The 15,749-nt window shown below is 73.2% G+C and carries 17 protein-coding genes; 8 read left to right on the top strand and 9 right to left on the bottom strand.

Annotated features, from left to right (window positions below; genetic code table 11):
* Positions 1-113: 113 nt before the first annotated feature.
* The 3 genes from FJQ56_RS19605 to FJQ56_RS19615 are packed head-to-tail and all read left to right on the top strand — an operon-like array spanning position 114 to position 2,442.
* Positions 114-1,049, top strand: coding sequence for a proline dehydrogenase family protein (locus tag FJQ56_RS19605; protein WP_246084266.1), 936 nt, complete (start codon positions 114-116; stop codon positions 1,047-1,049).
* Positions 1,050-1,087: 38 nt separating this feature from the next.
* Entirely contained in the window at positions 1,088-1,900 is an 813-nt protein-coding gene (gene proC, locus FJQ56_RS19610; RefSeq protein ID WP_140011302.1) for a pyrroline-5-carboxylate reductase, read from the top strand.
* Entirely contained in the window at positions 1,897-2,442 is a 546-nt protein-coding gene (locus tag FJQ56_RS19615) for a hypothetical protein (RefSeq protein WP_211351267.1), read from the top strand. The genes proC and FJQ56_RS19615 overlap by 4 nt, the downstream gene beginning before the upstream one ends.
* An 11-nt stretch (positions 2,443-2,453) precedes the next feature.
* Here the strand turns inward: FJQ56_RS19615 and FJQ56_RS19620 are convergent, their stop codons facing one another.
* From FJQ56_RS19620 to FJQ56_RS19645, 6 genes are all read right to left on the bottom strand, one after another.
* Positions 2,454-3,128: a TetR/AcrR family transcriptional regulator gene (locus FJQ56_RS19620; protein WP_246084267.1), complete on the bottom strand. Its 675-nt coding sequence runs from the start codon at positions 3,126-3,128 to the stop codon at positions 2,454-2,456.
* Positions 3,097-3,501, bottom strand: a complete 405-nt coding sequence (locus FJQ56_RS19625) for a DCC1-like thiol-disulfide oxidoreductase family protein (RefSeq protein ID WP_140011306.1) — start codon at positions 3,499-3,501, stop codon at positions 3,097-3,099. The genes FJQ56_RS19620 and FJQ56_RS19625 overlap by 32 nt, the downstream gene beginning before the upstream one ends.
* Positions 3,502-3,512: 11 nt before the next feature.
* A complete protein-coding gene (locus tag FJQ56_RS19630; RefSeq protein ID WP_140011307.1) occupies positions 3,513-3,944 on the bottom strand; it encodes a hypothetical protein in 432 nt (143 codons plus the stop codon).
* An 82-nt stretch (positions 3,945-4,026) separates the two neighbouring features.
* Positions 4,027-4,983 (bottom strand): tryptophan--tRNA ligase, encoded by a 957-nt coding sequence (trpS, locus tag FJQ56_RS19635; protein ID WP_140011309.1) that lies wholly within the window; start codon positions 4,981-4,983, stop codon positions 4,027-4,029.
* A 163-nt stretch (positions 4,984-5,146) separates the two neighbouring features.
* Positions 5,147-6,826 carry a DUF885 domain-containing protein gene (locus FJQ56_RS19640; RefSeq protein WP_140011311.1) on the bottom strand — a complete coding sequence of 560 codons (1,680 nt, stop codon included), beginning with the start codon at positions 6,824-6,826 and terminating at the stop codon, positions 5,147-5,149.
* Positions 6,827-7,019: 193 nt separating this feature from the next.
* Positions 7,020-8,315, bottom strand: coding sequence for a hypothetical protein (locus FJQ56_RS19645; RefSeq protein WP_140011312.1), 1,296 nt, complete (start codon positions 8,313-8,315; stop codon positions 7,020-7,022).
* 19 nt (positions 8,316-8,334) lie between these two features.
* Here FJQ56_RS19645 and FJQ56_RS19650 point away from each other — a divergent pair, with 19 nt between their 5' ends.
* The 5 genes from FJQ56_RS19650 (at position 8,335) to FJQ56_RS19670 (ending at position 12,511) form a co-directional block, all read left to right on the top strand.
* The gene (locus tag FJQ56_RS19650; RefSeq protein ID WP_140011314.1) at positions 8,335-9,531 is read left to right on the top strand and encodes an acetoin utilization protein AcuC; all 1,197 of its coding nucleotides are present in this window, start codon (positions 8,335-8,337) and stop codon (positions 9,529-9,531) included.
* Between the two features lie 134 nt (positions 9,532-9,665).
* Positions 9,666-9,869 (top strand): helix-turn-helix domain-containing protein, encoded by a 204-nt coding sequence (locus tag FJQ56_RS19655; RefSeq protein ID WP_140011316.1) that lies wholly within the window; start codon positions 9,666-9,668, stop codon positions 9,867-9,869.
* 244 nt (positions 9,870-10,113) lie between these two features.
* Positions 10,114-10,215, top strand: coding sequence for a 30S ribosomal protein bS22 (locus tag FJQ56_RS19660; RefSeq protein WP_008356322.1), 102 nt, complete (start codon positions 10,114-10,116; stop codon positions 10,213-10,215).
* Between the two features lie 15 nt (positions 10,216-10,230).
* On the top strand, positions 10,231-11,343 hold the full coding sequence (locus tag FJQ56_RS19665) for an NAD-dependent epimerase/dehydratase family protein (RefSeq protein WP_140011318.1): 1,113 nt from the start codon (positions 10,231-10,233) through the stop codon (positions 11,341-11,343).
* Positions 11,336-12,511, top strand: coding sequence for a lysophospholipid acyltransferase family protein (locus FJQ56_RS19670; protein ID WP_140011319.1), 1,176 nt, complete (start codon positions 11,336-11,338; stop codon positions 12,509-12,511). Before FJQ56_RS19665 ends, FJQ56_RS19670 begins: the two co-directional genes overlap by 8 nt.
* 45 nt (positions 12,512-12,556) lie before the next feature.
* On the opposite strand, the gene FJQ56_RS19675 is transcribed toward FJQ56_RS19670, so the two are convergent.
* The 3 genes from FJQ56_RS19675 to FJQ56_RS19685 form a co-directional block, all read right to left on the bottom strand.
* Positions 12,557-13,717, bottom strand: a complete 1,161-nt coding sequence (locus FJQ56_RS19675; RefSeq protein WP_140011321.1) for a DUF5667 domain-containing protein — start codon at positions 13,715-13,717, stop codon at positions 12,557-12,559.
* A 121-nt stretch (positions 13,718-13,838) separates the two neighbouring features.
* A complete protein-coding gene (locus FJQ56_RS19680; RefSeq protein ID WP_140011323.1) occupies positions 13,839-14,675 on the bottom strand; it encodes a sigma-70 family RNA polymerase sigma factor in 837 nt (278 codons plus the stop codon).
* 152 nt (positions 14,676-14,827) lie between these two features.
* Positions 14,828-15,712 carry an HAD family hydrolase gene (locus FJQ56_RS19685; protein ID WP_140011325.1) on the bottom strand — a complete coding sequence of 295 codons (885 nt, stop codon included), beginning with the start codon at positions 15,710-15,712 and terminating at the stop codon, positions 14,828-14,830.
* Positions 15,713-15,749 lie beyond the last annotated feature (37 nt).

Genomic DNA, 15,749 nt, shown 5'->3' on the forward strand with positions numbered 1-15,749 from the left:
GGGGAGTGGATGCGCCGGACCGCAGCGGGCGGCGTACTCCCCACGGCGTACTCCCGGGGTCGTCGTTCGCCGGGGTGGTCGCGGCGAAGCGGTCCGGTCGTAACCTGGACCCCATGTCCCTGCTCCGCCAGCCGATCCTGCTGCTCAGCCGCAGCGGCGGCGTCAAGAAGCTCGTCAGCACGCTCCCCGTCACCTCGGGCATCGTGACCGGCTACGTCCCGGGGGAGACCACGACCGACGCGGTCGACGCGACCGCGGGCCTGGTCGAGGACGGCCTCGCCGTCACCCTCGACTTCCTGGGCGAGGACACCCTCGACGTGGAGCAGGCCGAGGCCACCGTGACGGCCTACGTCGAGCTCCTCAAGGACCTCGCCGACCGGGGGCTGGCGCGGCACGCCGAGGTGTCGGTCAAGCTGTCGGCGATCGGTCAGGCGCTGCCCGACGTGGGCGACAAGGTCGCCCTCGAGAACGCCCGCACCATCTGCCGGGCGGCGCGCAACGCCGGCACCACGGTCACCCTCGACATGGAGGACCACACCACGACCGACCGGACCCTCGCGGTGCTGCGCGACCTGCGCAAGGACTTCCCCGAGACCGGAGCCGTCCTCCAGGCCTACCTGCACCGCACCGAGGCCGACTGTCGGGCGCTGGCCCACGAGGGGTCACGGGTGCGGCTGTGCAAGGGCGCCTACAACGAGCCCGACGAGGTCGCGTTCCAGGACAAGATCGACGTCGACAAGTCCTACGTGCGCTGCCTCAAGGCGCTGCTGAGCGGGTCCGGCTATCCCATGATCGCCACCCACGACCCGCGGATGATCGCGATCGCGGCGTCCCTGGCCAGCCGCTACGGCCGCTCGCCGGGCACCTACGAGTACCAGATGCTCTACGGCATCCGGCCCGACGAGCAGCGCCGGCTGGCCTCGGCCGGCGAGACCGTGCGCGTCTACGTGCCCTACGGCCAGGAGTGGTACGGCTACCTCATGCGTCGCCTCGCCGAGCGCCCGCAGAACCTCACCTTCTTCCTCCGCTCGCTGGTGTCGAAGAAGTAGGTCCCGCCGGGTCGGTGCGGGCCGATAGGTTGCCGGACATGAGCACCGAGCACCGCACCGCCGTGATCGGCGCCGGCGTCATGGGGGAGACCCTCCTGTCGGGTCTGGTCCGCGCCGGTCGTCGCGTCGACCAGCTCCTCGTGGGCGAGAAGCGCGCCGAGCGGGCGCGCGAGCTCGAGGAGCGCTACGGCGTCGCCGTCGTCTCCAACGTCGACGCAGCAGCCCGGGCCGACACCCTGGCGCTGGTCGTCAAGCCGCAGGACATGGGCGACGTCCTCGGCGAGATCGCCGGGGTGCTGCGCCCCGGCCAGCTCGTCGTCTCGCTCGCCGCCGGCATCACGACCGCCTTCATCGAGTCCCGGGTGCCCGCGGGGGTCGCGGTCGTGCGGGTCATGCCCAACACCCCGGCGCTCGTCGACGAGGGGATGGCGGCGATCTCGCCCGGGTCCCACTGCTCCGACGAGCACCTCGCCGAGGCCGAGGCGCTGCTGGCCTCGGTCGGTCGCGTCATCCGGATCCCCGAGCGTCAGCAGGACGCCGTCACCGCGATCTCCGGGTCGGGACCGGCCTACATCTTCTTCGTCGTCGAGTCGATGATCGAGGCCGGCGTCCACCTCGGGCTGCCGCGGTCGACCTCCTCCGAGCTCGTCATCCAGACCCTCGTCGGGTCGGCCAAGATGCTCCGCGAGACCGGCACCCACCCCGCCGTCCTGCGCGAGCAGGTGACCTCGCCGGGCGGCACGACCGCCTCGGCCCTGCGCGAGCTCGAGATCCACCGGGTGCGCGCGGCGTTCCTGGCCGCGATGGAGGCGGCCCGCAACCGGTCGCGGGAGCTGGCCGAGGGGCAGTGAGCCCGCCCCCGGCGGCCCCGTCACCGACGGGCCTGCCCTGGGTCTGGGGCGCGACCCCGGCCGAGGCGGCCCGCCGCTACCCGGCCGACGACGTCGTCGACGGTCGGCCGATGACCCGCGCGGTGTCGGTGGCCGCGCCGGCGCCGGTGCTGTGGCGCTGGCTGTGCCAGGTCGCGGTCGCGCCGTACTCCTACGACTGGATCGACAACCGCGGCCGCCGGAGCCCGCGCGAGCTCACGCCGGGCGCCGAGCGGCTCGAGGTCGGCCAGGTGATGGCGGTGGTCTTCCGGCTCACCGGCGTCGAGGACGGCCACCACTGGACCGCGGTGACCGGCGCGCGGGGGCGCAGGCTGCTCGGCACGACGTCGGTGACGTACGCCGCGGAGCCGGTCGCCGACGAGCACCACCGGTCGCGGCTGGTCTGCCGGCTCGTGACCAGCTGGCCGCGGGGCGCGTCCGACGCGCTGGCCTGGGGCGACCTGGTGATGATGCGCAAGCAGCTGCACACCCTGCGCGACCTGGCGGAGGGGGCGGCTCGGTAGGCCACCCGGGGTCAGGACTCCCGGAGGCTGCCGATGACCCGGACCAGGTCGTCGACGATGCCGCGGACGACGGGCAGCCGCGCGAGTCGCACCAGGCGGTCGACGATCGGGGCGCCCTGGGCGACGAGGGCACGGGTGCGGGCCTGGTCGGGCGACTTGTCGTGCACCCAGAACAGCACGACGCCCATCTGCAGCAACCACAGCAGCCCCGGCAGCTCGCGACGCAACGCCGGCGCGAGCTTGACGTCGGCGCCCTCGACGACGCGGCGGTAGAGGTCGGTGCTGGCCTCGCGCGCGGGGGCCGACTCCGCGCTGAACGGCGACAGCGGGCTGTCGGGGTCGGCGGCGTTCTTGAAGAACTGACCGGCGAACTCGTGGTTGGGCGCCGCCACGTCGAGCCACGCCTCGAGGACGCCGCGCAGCCGCGCCTCGAAGTCCTTCTCGCGCTCCAGCACCGCGACGGCCGCCTCGGCGTGCTCGACCTGCATCCCGTCGTAGAACGCCTGGATCAGGTGTTCCTTGGAGGAGAAGTAGTAGTAGGCGTTGCCGACCGAGACCCCGGCCTCCCGGGCGATCGCGCGCATCGTCGTCTTGTCGTAGCCCTCGCGGCGGAACAGCCGCATCGCCGCGTCGCCGATGGTGGCCCGGGTCTGCTCAGCCTTGCTGGGGGGAGCAGGTTCCGGCACAGGCGCCAGGGTAGCCATCGCCACCTCCCCCCATCAGAACCCGTACGCCGGCCGCGGTGGCCGCCGCGCCGCGTGCGAGCGGGAGCCAGCCCGGACGGGCGAGCCGCTCGGCCAGGGGACGGAACCGCCGGGTCGCCCACAGGCACATCACCCAGGCGTGCTCCTGGGTCCACACCGCCCCGTCGTCACCGACCACGGTGATCTCGCGCAGCGTGCGGGAGTGGTCGAGCGACGGGAACAGGGCCCGTGCCTCGGCCGACCCTGCCGGCACCAGCCGCACCGGCACCAGGGCCGGCTGGACGACCAGCCAGTCGCGGAAGCGCGAGCAGAGCGGGCACCCGGCGTCGTAGAGGACCGTGAGGGTGGACGTCATGGCCGGGACCGTCAGCGGCCGGGGGCCGGGTAGGCCGCCTGGGGGCCGAGCGGGCCGGCGTACGACTGCGGGGCGACCGGGGCGCTGCGGAAGGAGTCCATCCGCTGGCGGCGGCGCATCGCGCTGAAGACCCACACGTTGAGGAAGTGCACGACACCGAGGACCAGGGTGACCACGCCGATCTTGACGCTGAGCTGCTCGAAGACGCCGCGCAGGTCCTCGACGTCGGTGCCCGAGCGCAGGTAGAGGCTGACGAAGCCGAGGTTGAGCAGGTAGAACCCGACGACGAGCAGGCGGTTGACGGCGTGGGCGAGGGCCTCGCTGCCGACGAAGACGTCCTCGAGGAAGGCCTGGCCGTGGCGCGACAGCGTCGTGGCCACCCAGACGGTGAGCGGCACGGCGACGAGCAGGTAGGCGACGTAGGTCGCGACGGTCCAGTCCATGAGAGGCTCCTTAGTTGTTTGAACGTGTTCAAGAACGACCGTACCGCAGGAGTGAACGTGTTCAAAACGATCAGTGCGCCCGTCAGAGACCGATGGCCGCCGTGGCGGCCGCCAGGACCGGCTCCGTCACCGCCAGGGCGCGCTCCGCGCCGCGGCCGAACGCCGCGGCCACCTGCGCCGGGTCCCGCACCAGCTCGGCGTACCGCGCCTGGATCGGCTCGAGCTCGGCCACCACCGCGTCGGTCACCGCGCGCTTGAGGGCGCCGTACGTCGTCAGGCCGTCGGCCGACCCGCCCAGCGCCTCGAGGACCGCCAGCAGGTTGGTGACGCCCGGCTTGGCCTCGCGGTCGCGGCGTACGGCGTCCGGCCCGACGTCGCTGTCGGTCACCGCCCGCGCCACCTTGCGGCGTACGACGTCCGGCGGGTCGAGCAGCAGGATCGAGCCCGCTGCGTCGGCCGACTTCGACATCTTGCGGGTCGGGTGGAGCAGGTCCATCACCCGCGCGCTGCCGTCGGACGCCGTCACGACCTCGGGCACCACGAAGACCTCGCCGTAGCGCCGGTTGAACCGCAGCGCGAGGTCGCGGGTGAGCTCGACGTGCTGCTTCTGGTCCTCGCCGACCGGGACCGACTGCGTGCGGTAGAGCAGGATGTCGGCGGCCATGAGCGCCGGGTAGGTCATCAGCGAGGCCCGCGTGGACTCACCGGCCCGCGACTTCTCGCGGTACTGGATCATCCGGCCGAGCTCGCCGGTGGTCGCGACGCACTCCAGCAGGTAGGCCAGCTGCGCGTGGGTCGGCACGTGGCTCTGTCGGAACAGCGTCGCGTCCCCGAGGCCGACGGCGAGGAAGAGGGCCGCCATCTCGTCGGTGTGGGCACGCAGCAGCCGTGGGTCGTGGTCGGTGGTCAGGGCGTGCAGGTCGGCGATGCCGTAGAAGGCGTCGCCCTGGCGCTCGCGCATCGGGCGCAGCGCGCCGAGGTGGCTGCCGAGGGTGAGCCGTCCCGAGGGGGCCAGCAGGGAGAGGGTGCGGGTGGTCATGGTGGGACTCCTGGATGAGGCCCCGCGAGTCGACCGTCGAGGGAAAACGCAGAACGGCCGCCCGAGGGGCGGCCGGTTCTGGTGTGGTGCGTCAGAAGGGTGGTCCGCCGGTCAGGCGGGCCACCACTGGGTGGAGCGGGTCGTCAGCACGACGTGGATCTTGTCACGGCAGGCGCGCCGTGACCACCTCGTCCAGCACGCCCAGGGGGAGCGAGCCCTGGTCGAGCACGGCGGAGTGGAACCTCTTGATGTCGAACGCCGAGCCCTGGCGGGCCTCGGCGGCCGCGCGGATCCGCTCGATCTCGACCCGGCCGACCATGTAGCCGGTGGCCTGACCGGGGTTGGTGATGTAGCGGTCGATCTCGGGCCGGACCATCGAGTCGGCGAGCGGGGAGTTGTCGACCATGTAGGTCACCGCCTGCTCGCGCGACCAGCCGAGCGCGTGCAGCCCGGTGTCGACCACGAGGCGGCAGGCACGCATCGAGTCGGCGGCGAACATGCCCATCCGGTCGACGGCGGTGCTGTAGAGGCCCATCTCGTCGGCCAGGCGCTCGGTGTAGAGGCCCCAGCCCTCGGCGTAGGCGTTGTTGTGGATGTGCTTGCGGAACTCCGGGACGCCCTGGAGCTCGGCGGCGATCGTCAGCTGGAGGTGGTGACCGGGGATGCCCTCGTGGAAGGCCATCGACTCGAGCTCGAAGGTGCCCCACGAGGCCGGGTCGCCGGTGTTGATGAAGAAGGTGCCGCCGCGCGAGCCGTCGGCGGCCGGCGGGAAGTAGTAGGCCTTGGCGCCCGACGGCGTCGCCTTGACCGCACAGGGCGCCTGCGGCAGCACCTCGAACCACGCGGGCATCGCGTCCCAGGCACGGGCCATCGCGACCTCGGAGGCCTCGACGAGCTGCTCGCTGCGCTCGAAGTGGAGCTGGGGGTCGGTGCGCATCGCCTCGAAGATCTGGGCGAGGTCGTCGGTGCCGACGACCTCGGGCCCGAGCTCGCGGTACTCGTCCGCGAGCTTGGCCACCGTCGCCAGGCCGAGGTCGTGGATCTCCTGGGCGCTCATCGACGTGGTGGTCGAGTAGCGCAGCATCGCGGCGTAGGACGCCTCGCCGTCCTCGAGCCAGCACAGCCCGGGCTTGTCGTCGGCCCGGGCCGAGCCGAGCGTGGCGGCCAGCGCGTCACGGTACGACGCCATCGCGGGGCGCAGCGCGGCCTCGACGGCCTTCTCGAGTCGGCCCCGCCAGGCGGCCTCGTCGATGCCGCCCGGGGCCGCAGGCAGCGCGCCCAGCACGGCGTCGTCGGACAGGGGCGCCGCGAGCTGCTCCTCGAGCTGGGAGATCGCGCCCTCGACGGCGAAGGCGGGGGAGACCCGGCCGGCGGCCAGGCCCTCGCGCAACCGGTCGCCCTGCTCGGTCAGCCAGCGGGCGGCGCCGTGGAGCTTGTCGACCAGGGCCTCGGCGACCGTCGCGTCGGGCAGGCTCAGCATCGGCGTGATGATCGGCAGCTCGACCTGGGGGCCGAAGATCGGGTCGGCGTGCAGCTCGGCCAGCCGGGTCTGCAGCCGGTCGGCGGTGCCGGTCGCGGTGCTCTCGAGCACCAGGCGGGTCACCTTCTCCTGCTCGCTCAGGCCACCCGGGTCGATCGCCTCGGCGTCGGCGGCGAAGGTGCGCAGGGCCTCGATCCTGCGGTCCTCGGCGTCGCGGCTGGCGTCCTCGAAGAACGCGGCGTAGCGGTAGACACCGAGCAGGTGCGCCTCGGTCGGGTTGGACTCCAGGTAGTGGTCCCAGAACGCCTGGGCCAGGTCGGCGAGGTCGGCGCTGGCGGTCTGCGACGGGTCGGTCGAGGTCATGGCGCGACCCTACGGCCAGCCGTCGACGCGGTGCACGTGGCTTCGAGGCTCGCCGCAGCGTCCGCGCGAACCTTCCGAAGACCGGCTGCGGTGATCTCGACGCGCTCGCACGGGTTCGTTCCTCACCCGTGTCGCTTGCTCGATCTTCGCCCGCCACGGCGACCCGCTCGTTCCTCGCGGGACGCCTGCGGGCTCAGGGTGGGTAGTCGCCCCCGCCGGGCAGCGGCGAGAAGACGACCAGCCACCAGATCCAGCCGACCTGACCCAGGACGCCGACCGCCACCCAGAAGACCGTGCGGACCTCCCACCACCGCGGCGAGGGTCGGTGCGCGCCGACCAGCAGCACCGCCAGGGGGAAGAGCGGGATCAGGTAGCGGAAGATGCTCGTGTGGCCGTCGACGACGGCCAGGAGGTAGAGCGAGTAGGCCACCGCCCACACCCGCAGCCGCAGGTCGAGCCCGCCGCCGATCCGCGGCACCAGCATCAGCAGCGACAGCAGGAGCGGTAGGGCGATGCCCAGGGCCGGCAGCACGAACAGCTTGTCGTGGGTGTCCCACGCATAGCTGATGGTCCGCTTCCACGGCTCGAGGAACTGGATCGAGTCGTCGCCACGCCAGGCCGTCATCGTCGCCGGGTAGGCGTCGCGGCGGCCCGTGCCGAGCGCCGCGATCGCGGTCCACAGGATCCCCGACAGGCCGACCGCGCCGAGGGCCCAGACCATGCCCACGCCCTCCGGACGGGTGACCGGCCGCGACTCGCGCACCCGCCAGCGCATCCACAGCGCCACGAGGACGACGGCCACGAGCGGCAGCGCGATGGGCCGGGTCAGCCCGAGCGCCAGCGAGCACAGCCCGGCCGCCCACCACCACTCCCGCACGACCAGCAGCAGGAACGTGACGAGCAGCAGCATGCTGAAGGACTCGGTGTAGGCCATCTGCAGCACCGGGGACACCGGGCAGGCCGCCCACACCGCGACCGCGGCCAGGGCGAGTGCCTCGACCCGGCGGGGGTGGTCGGCCGCGGCCGGCAGGGTCTCCACCAGCAGGCGGGCCATCACGATCGCGGCGCCGAGGCCGGCGAGCAGCGCCAGCAGCGGGGCGACCGTGGTGAAGTCGGAGCCGAGCAGCCAGGCGACCAGCCGTACGGCGTACGGGTAGGCGGGGTAGAACGCCCACGCGTTCTCGGCCGCCCGGCCGTCGTCCTGCAGCGGGATCTCGTCGGGGTAGCCGTGCTGGTAGATCTCGCCGTACCACCGCGCGTCCCAGTTGAGGGTCAGCGTGGGGTCGTCCTGGGTCGGGCCCGCGACCCCGGGCTGCACCCCCGGGTAGTAGCCCGCCCCGTCGGCCGCGTGGGACAGCAGGATCCCGGTCAGGAAACGCAGCACCAGGTAGACGCCGGTCACCTGCACCCACAGCGGGAGGGCGGACGCCGAGCCCACGAGCCCGCGACGTCGACCCTCGGGTGGCCGCTCCGGCAGCGTCACGGTCATGCGCACTAGTGTCGCAGGGATGGACCAGAGTCCCGGCCCGGCCAGCGTCGTCTTCGACCCGAGCCTCACCGACTACGACTTCGGTCCCGACCACCCGATGGCCCCGGTGCGCGTCGACCTGACGATGCTGCTGGCCACCTCGCTCGAGGTGGTGGGGCCGCGCCTGGTCACCGTCGGGGCGCCGATGGCCAGCGACGAGACCATCGCGACGGTCCACGACGAGCAGCTCATCGAGGCCGTACGCCGAGCCGACCCCGACGAGCAGCGCGGCCTCGACACCGACGACAACCCGGTCTTCCCCGGCATGCACCAGGCGGCCGCCCACGTCGTCGGCGCCACCGTCGAGGCCTGCCGTCAGGTGTGGAGCGGCGTCAGCGTCCACAGCGCCAACATCACCGGTGGCCTCCACCACGCGATGCCCGGACGCTCCAGCGGCTTCTGCGTCTACAACGACGTCGCCGTCGGCATCCGCTGGCTGCTCGACCAGGGCGCCGAGCGGGTCGCCTACGTCGACGTCGACGCCCACCACGGCGACGGCGTCGAGGCCGTCTTCCGCGACGACCCGCGGGTGCTGACCGTCTCGCTGCACGAGTCGGGCCAGTTCCTGTTCCCCGGCACGGGCGCCTCCGCCGACGTCGGCGGGCCCGGCGCCGAGGGCTACACCGTCAACGTGCCGCTCCCGCCCGGCACCGGTGACGCGGGCTGGTTGCGCGCCTTCCACGCCGTGGTGCCGCCGCTGCTGCGCGCGTTCGAGCCCCAGGTCCTGGTCACCCAGCAGGGCTGCGACTCCCACCGGGCCGACCCGCTCGCCGACCTCGAGCTCACCGTCGACGGCCAGCGCGCCACCTACCTGGCCCTGCACGACCTGGCCCACGAGGTCGCCGGCGGCCGGTGGGTCGCCACCGGGGGAGGTGGGTACGCCGTCGCGAGCGTCGTGCCGCGGGCCTGGACCCACCTGCTGGCCGCGGTGTCCGGCGTACCCCTCGACCCGGGCACGCCCGTGCCGGCGGCCTGGCGCGAGCACGTCGAACGGCTCCTGGGCCTGCCGGCACCGACGCTGCTGAGCGACGTCGACGACGCCGTACGGCGGCCCGGAGGGCCGGCGTTCCGGGCCTGGGAGGAGGGCTACGACCCGGCCTCCTGGCTCGATCGGAGCGTCCAGGCGACCCGCGTGGCAGCCTTTCCGTACCACGGTCTGGATCCGCTCAGCTGGTAGGCGCGCCGCCCCTCGAGAAGTTTCACCTGCAAATCCTTCCCCACGCGTCACATCAGGCCCTAGTGTCTGCACGTCGCGCTCGTGTCATCACCGGTGGGGAAGCCGGTGGCGGACGCGCAGGAAGCTGGTGCACCATGTCGAGCTCCTCCGGAGGCTTGTCCGACCCGAAGTTCCTCACCATCGCCGAGGTCGCATCGCTGATGCGCGTCTCGAAGATGACCGTCTACCGCCTGGTCCACGGGGGTGAGCTGCCCGCCGTCCGCGTCGGTCGCTCGTTCCGCGTGGCCGAGAACGACGTCGACGAATACCTCCGCAAGAGCTTCTACGACGCCGGCTAGTCGATCTGGTCGACTCCGGCCGGCCCGCGACTCGCTGGCCGCCCGGGCCTGGCCCCGCTGCCGCCAGCCCGGGTGGCGGCAGCCGAGCCGCGGGGGCCGTCCTTCGTCTCCGTGCGCCCTGTGGTCGCCTCGTGCGGTGGACCCGCGGGTGCGGACCGATTCTCTTGGCTGTCGTGCCGGCCGTTACGCTGACCGGAGCCTCCGGACACCTCCGGAGCGCACGTGTCTGTGAGAGTTGGGTTCCGTGGGTTCTGTCATCAAGAAGCGTCGCAAGCGCATGGCGAAGAAGAAGCACCGCAAGCTCCTGAAGAAGACGCGCGTCCAGCGTCGCAAGCTCGGGAAGTAGCGCAGCCCCTTCGCCATGGCCGGCGGCGACAAGGTCGTGCTCGTCACCGGGGTCTCCCGTGACCTCGGCCGCCGGTGCGCCCGCGCGCTCGCCGAGCACCCGTCCGTACGCCGGGTCATCGGGGTCGACGTCACGCCGCCGCGTGGCGACCTCGGTGACGTGTCGTTCGTGCGCGCCGACATCCGCACCCCGGTCATCGCCAAGGTCATCGCCAAGGAGGACGTCGACACCGTCGTCCACATGAGCGTCATCGCCACCCCCGGCAGCACCGGCGGCCGGACGACGATGAAGGAGCTCAACGTCATCGGGACGATGCAGCTCCTCGCGGCGTGCCAGAAGGCGCCGAGCGTGTCCGACCTGGTGGTGAAGTCGACGACGACCGTCTACGGCGCCAGCAACCGCGACCCGGCGATGTTCACCGAGGACATGAACCCCCGGGGCGCACCGCGCAGCGGCTACGCCAAGGACGTCGCAGAGATCGAGGGCTACGTCCGCGGCTTCGCGCGCCGGCGCAGCGACGTCCGGGTGACGATGCTGCGCTGCGCCAACGTCATCGGCCCCCACGTCGTCAGCCCGCTGACGTCCTACTTCCGGCTGCCGGTGATCCCGACCGTGCTCGGCTTCGACGCCCGCCTGCAGTTCCTGCACGAGGACGACCTGCGCGCCGTGCTCCAGCACGTCGTGGCCGGTGACGTCCCCGGCACCTTCAACATCGCCGGCGACGGCATCCTCACGCTCAGCCAGGCCGTACGCCGGCTGCAGCGGCCGGCGGTGCCGATGCCCGGCTTCGCGGTCGGCTCCCTCGGCTCGGTGCTGCGCTCGGCCCGGATCGCCGACTTCTCACCCGAGCAGCGGTCCCTGCTCACCTACGGCCGCGGCGTCGACACCACCCAGATGCGCGCCGTCCTCGGGTTCGAGCCCCGCTACAGCACCGCCGAGGCCTTCGCCGACTTCGCCTCCGACCTGCCACCCACCGGTGGCCGCGCCGAGCGCGTGCTGGCCGGCGTCGCCGACCACCTGCCCAGCACCCCCGCCGCCCACGCGGGCAGCGCCTCGACCGGGCCCACGCTCAGCGTCGCGCCCGCCCCGTCGGGCCGACGCCCCGCGCGAGGTGGCTCGCGTGGGTGACGCCGAGATCATCCCGATCGGCACCCGCGGCAAGCCCGGCCGCGGCACCGGCACCGCGCCGTCCTCGGCCGCCCGCGGCCTGGCCCCCAAGCCCCGCACCCCGGCCCGCAAGACCTCCGCGTCAGCGCCGACACCGGCCGACGCAGCGTCCTCCGCAGGCGCGGCCGTGCCGCCCGTCGACCCGCCCGTCGCGCCGTCGGCGCCCGCGACCTCCGACGACGCCGCGCCCGCCGCGACCAGCGCCACCACGACCCGCGAGCTGCACCCCCTGCGCGCGATCCCCACCTCGGCCTGGCTGTCGGCGTTCCAGCACGCCGCCCTCGAGGTCTTCGGCGAGCAGTGGGAGCCGCGCCTGGCTCAGTTCCTGGCCTTCCTGCGCCGCCGCATCACCGGTGACTACGTCGTCGACGAGTACGGCTTCGACGCCGAGATCACCCAGCGCTTCTTCATGGCGGCCCTGCGCCCGATCGCCCAGCAGTGGTTCCGCATCGAGGTCCGGGGCATCGACAACATCCCCACCGAGGGCGGTGCCCTCGTCGTGTCCAACCACTCCGGCACGGTCCCCGTCGACGGCCTGATGACGATGGTCTCGGTGCACGACCTCACCGGTCGCCACCTGCGTGCCCTGGGCGCCGACCTGGTCTTCCGGATGCCGATCATCAGCTCCATGGCCCGCAAGGGCGGCGCCACCCTGGCCTGCAACGAGGACGCCGAGCGGATGCTGCGCCAGGGCGAGCTCGTCGGCGTGTGGCCCGAGGGCTTCAAGGGCATCGGCAAGCCCTACTCGCAGCGCTACAAGCTGCAGCGCTTCGGCCGCGGCGGCTTCGTCTCCGCCGCCCTGCGCACCGGCGTCCCCATCGTCCCCCTGGCCGTCGTCGGGGCCGAGGAGATCTACCCCCTCGTCGGCAACATCCCGGCCCTCGCCCGCCTCCTGGGCGTCCCCTACATCCCGATCACCCCGCTCTTCCCCCTCCTGGGTCCCCTCGGCCTGATCCCGCTGCCGTCGAAGTGGCTGCTCGAGTTTGGCGAGCCCATCCGCACCGACGACTACGAGGCCGGAGCCGCCGAGGACCCGATGCTCGTCTTCGACGTCACCGACCAGGTCCGCGAGACCATCCAGCAGACCCTCTACTCGCTGCTCATGCAGCGCGAGTCCGTCTTCAGGTAGGTCCCCGTTCTCGGGTCCGGGCCACGCACCCCCTCCAAGAAGGAGTCAGTCGGACTCGGTGCCGCCCAGGACGCCGTCGAGGCCCTCGGTGAGCTCCTCGGTCACGCCGGTCAGGACGTTGCCGAGGTCGAGGGGGTCCAGGCCGTCGACGACGGCGCCGAGGGAGGGCCTCGGGCCGGGGGGAGTGCTGGGGTCGGTGTCGTCGGGGGTCGGGTCGGGGGGCTCCGTGGTCGGTGTCGACGTCGGCGGGGACGCCGGTGTCGTCGGGGGTGTCGGGTCGACGGCGCTGGTGGGTGGCTGCTCGGTGTCGGGGGAGTCGCTCCTGGGCGGGGTGGTCGCGGACGCGGGCTTGGTGACGACCTCGTCGAGGAGGCGGTCGAGGGGGCCGAGATCGGCGGCGGCGCTGACCTGCGCGGCGGCGGGGAGGGTGCTGCAGGCGGGGCAGAGGGCCCGGGCCCGGCGGTCGATCTCGTCGAGGACCGCGGCGGCTCGGTCCAGCACCGGGCGGACCTGGGCCGGGACGAGGCTCTCGAGGCGCTGCAGGACGTCGAGGCTGGTGGCGGTGAAGGTGCGCAGCTCGGCGACCGACGAGGGCTGGCCGGTCTGCTCGTAGTCGCCGAGCAGGACGTCGGAGGCGTCGGCGGCCTGGTCGGAGAAGTCCCTCAGGGTGCGGGAGATCGTGTCGGAGTCCTGGTCGCCGCTGCGGGAGAGCTCGTCGACCTCGTCGAGACGACCCGACGCGTTGTCGAGCATGGTGGCGCCCTTGTCGTCGGCGCTGCGCAGGACGGTCTCGTGGAGGCTCTCGATGGCGCGCTTGAGCGGGTAGAGGGTGTCGCCCGGCAGGGCGTTCTGGGCGGCGACCGACATCGAGGCGGTGGCGCTGACCAGGGCGAAGCCGCCGATGGCCGCGGCGACCCGTCGCTCGCGGGCCGTACGACGGGGGGTGGGCTGGCGACGTGCCTCGGCCCGCGCCGGGGTGTCGGGCACGAGTGCGGTCTCGGCGGCGAGCAGCAGCCGCTCGCGCAGGGCGGCGACGAACTCGGGCCGGGGCTCGACGGTCGGTGTGCTGCGCAGGACGGTGACCAGGTCGACCAGCGGGAGGAGGTCGGCGTGGGGTCCCGTGGCGTCCGGCTGCGTGGTCGAGGACGCCTCGACCAGCGAGCTGAACTGTGCGGCGCGCCTGTGCGCCGGGAGCACGGGGTTCATCGGGTCCGTCCTGCGGTGGTGCGGTTGTCGCGGGTGCCGTGGCGGCCTGTCCCAGCGCCCAACGACGACGGATCGCGCGAGGTTACGGGCGCTGCGGCCACCAGATCGGGAAGGGTCGCCATCAGTCCCGGATCCCCTCGGGCATCAGCTTGGCGAGGTTGCGCACGCCGCGCAGCTGCAGCTGCTTGACGGCCCCGTCGCTGCGGCCCAGGACGGCGGCGGTCTCGGCGATGCTCATGCCCTGCAGGAAGCGCATCACCAGGCAGTCGCGCTGCTCGTCGGGCAGCTGGGTGAGGGCCTCGAGGAGCAGCTCGTTGGTCAGCCCGGCGAGCACCAGGGACTCGGGGCCCTCGGTCGCGTCGTCGTGGGCGCCCATGTCCTCGGTGGTCGTCTCGAGGCGGGTGCGGCCGGCCTTGAAGTGGTCGGTGGCCAGGTTGCGGGCGATGGTCATCAGCCAGGCGCCGAAGTCCTTGCCCTGCCAGCGGAAGTTGGTCATGTTGCGCAGCGCGCGCAGGAACGTCTCGGAGGCGAGGTCCTCGGCCAGGGGTGCGGACCGGGTGCGGTAGTAGAGGAACCGGTAGACCGACACGTGGTAGTGGTCGAAGAGCAGCCCGAAGGCCTCGGCGTCGCCGCCGCGGGCGAGCTCGACCAGGGCGATCAGGCGGGTGCGCTCGGCCTCGGAGTCCTCGGACGACGTCGCCAGGTCGGCGTCACCGAAGCCCCCGCTTCCGACGCCGCCGATACCGCTGCCCGTGCTGCTGCCGACTCCGTCGACTCCGCTGTCGACGCTGTGGAGGGTGCCGACCACCTCGCCGGAGCCGCCGGAGCCGCCGGTGCCACCGGCGCCCGCGAGCAGGACCCCGTCGCCCAGGGCGACGGACGGGTTGCTGAGCAGGCGCGCGACAGCCAGGCGCAGGGCGTCCAGCCCACGCGTGACGTCCGGCCTCGGCTGAGGCATGTGTGCCCTCCCGCGAGGGACTCTCTCTGAACCCTCGGCCCGAGACTAGACCGGGCCGGGCGGGGTGTATAGGAGATCTGGCGCCGCCCGCGACGCCGCCGACGGGACGGCGTACGCGAGGGTCGAGCGGTGCGGACCGGCCGCGGAACGGGTCAGTGGCGACGCCCGCGCAGCGCCACGCCGGCCGCGACCGTGCCGGTCACGGCGCCGGCGACCGCGCCCACGGCGAGCCCGGCGCGTGCGGCCTTGCGTCCGGTCCGGTAGTCGCGGACCCGCCAGCCCTGGGCCCGGGCGTGGGCCCGCAGCCGGGCGTCGGGGTTGATCGCCACCGGGTCGCCGACCAGGCTCAGCATCGGCAGGTCGTTGAAGGAGTCGGAGTAGGCCGAGCAGCGGCTCAGGTCGAGTCCCTCGCGCGCCGCCAGCGCCCGGATGGCCTCGGCCTTGGCCGGGCCGTGCAGCAGGTCGCCGACCAGGCGGCCGGTGTAGACCCCGTCGACGTGCTCGGAGACGGTGCCCATGGCCCCGGTCAGACCCAGGCGCCGCGCGATGATCCGGGCGATCTCGATCGGGGCGGCGGTCACCAGCCAGACGCGCTGGCCCTCGTCGAGGTGGAGCTGGGCCAGGGCGCGGGTGCCGGGCCAGATCCGGTGGGCCATGGTCTCGTCGAAGATCTCCTCGCCGAGCTCCTCGAGCTCGTCGACGGTGTGGCCGGCGATGAAGCTCAGGGCCGAGTTGCGGGTCTCCGCGATGTGGTCGGGGTCCTCGACCCCCACGACACGGAAGTAGGCCTGCTTCCACGCGGCCGCGAGGATGTCGCGGGTCGTGAAGAAGTCACGGCGGTGCAGCCCGCGGGCCAGGTGGAAGATGCTCGCCCCCTGCATCACGGTGTTGTCGACGTCGAAGAACGCCGCCGCCGTCGGGTCGACCGGGTGGTCGAGCGCGGTCTCGACCTCGGCCGCCGCGGCCGCAGCCTCACCGGCCAGCGTCGAGCGCTGACGCAGGTTGGGCGGCCGGCGCGCCTTGTCGGTGGGAGGCATGCGCCCGACCGTACCGCCGTCCGCGGGTGGGCATCGG

This window comes from Nocardioides plantarum (assembly GCF_006346395.1).
Taxonomy (GTDB): Bacteria; Actinomycetota; Actinomycetes; order Propionibacteriales; family Nocardioidaceae; genus Nocardioides; species Nocardioides plantarum.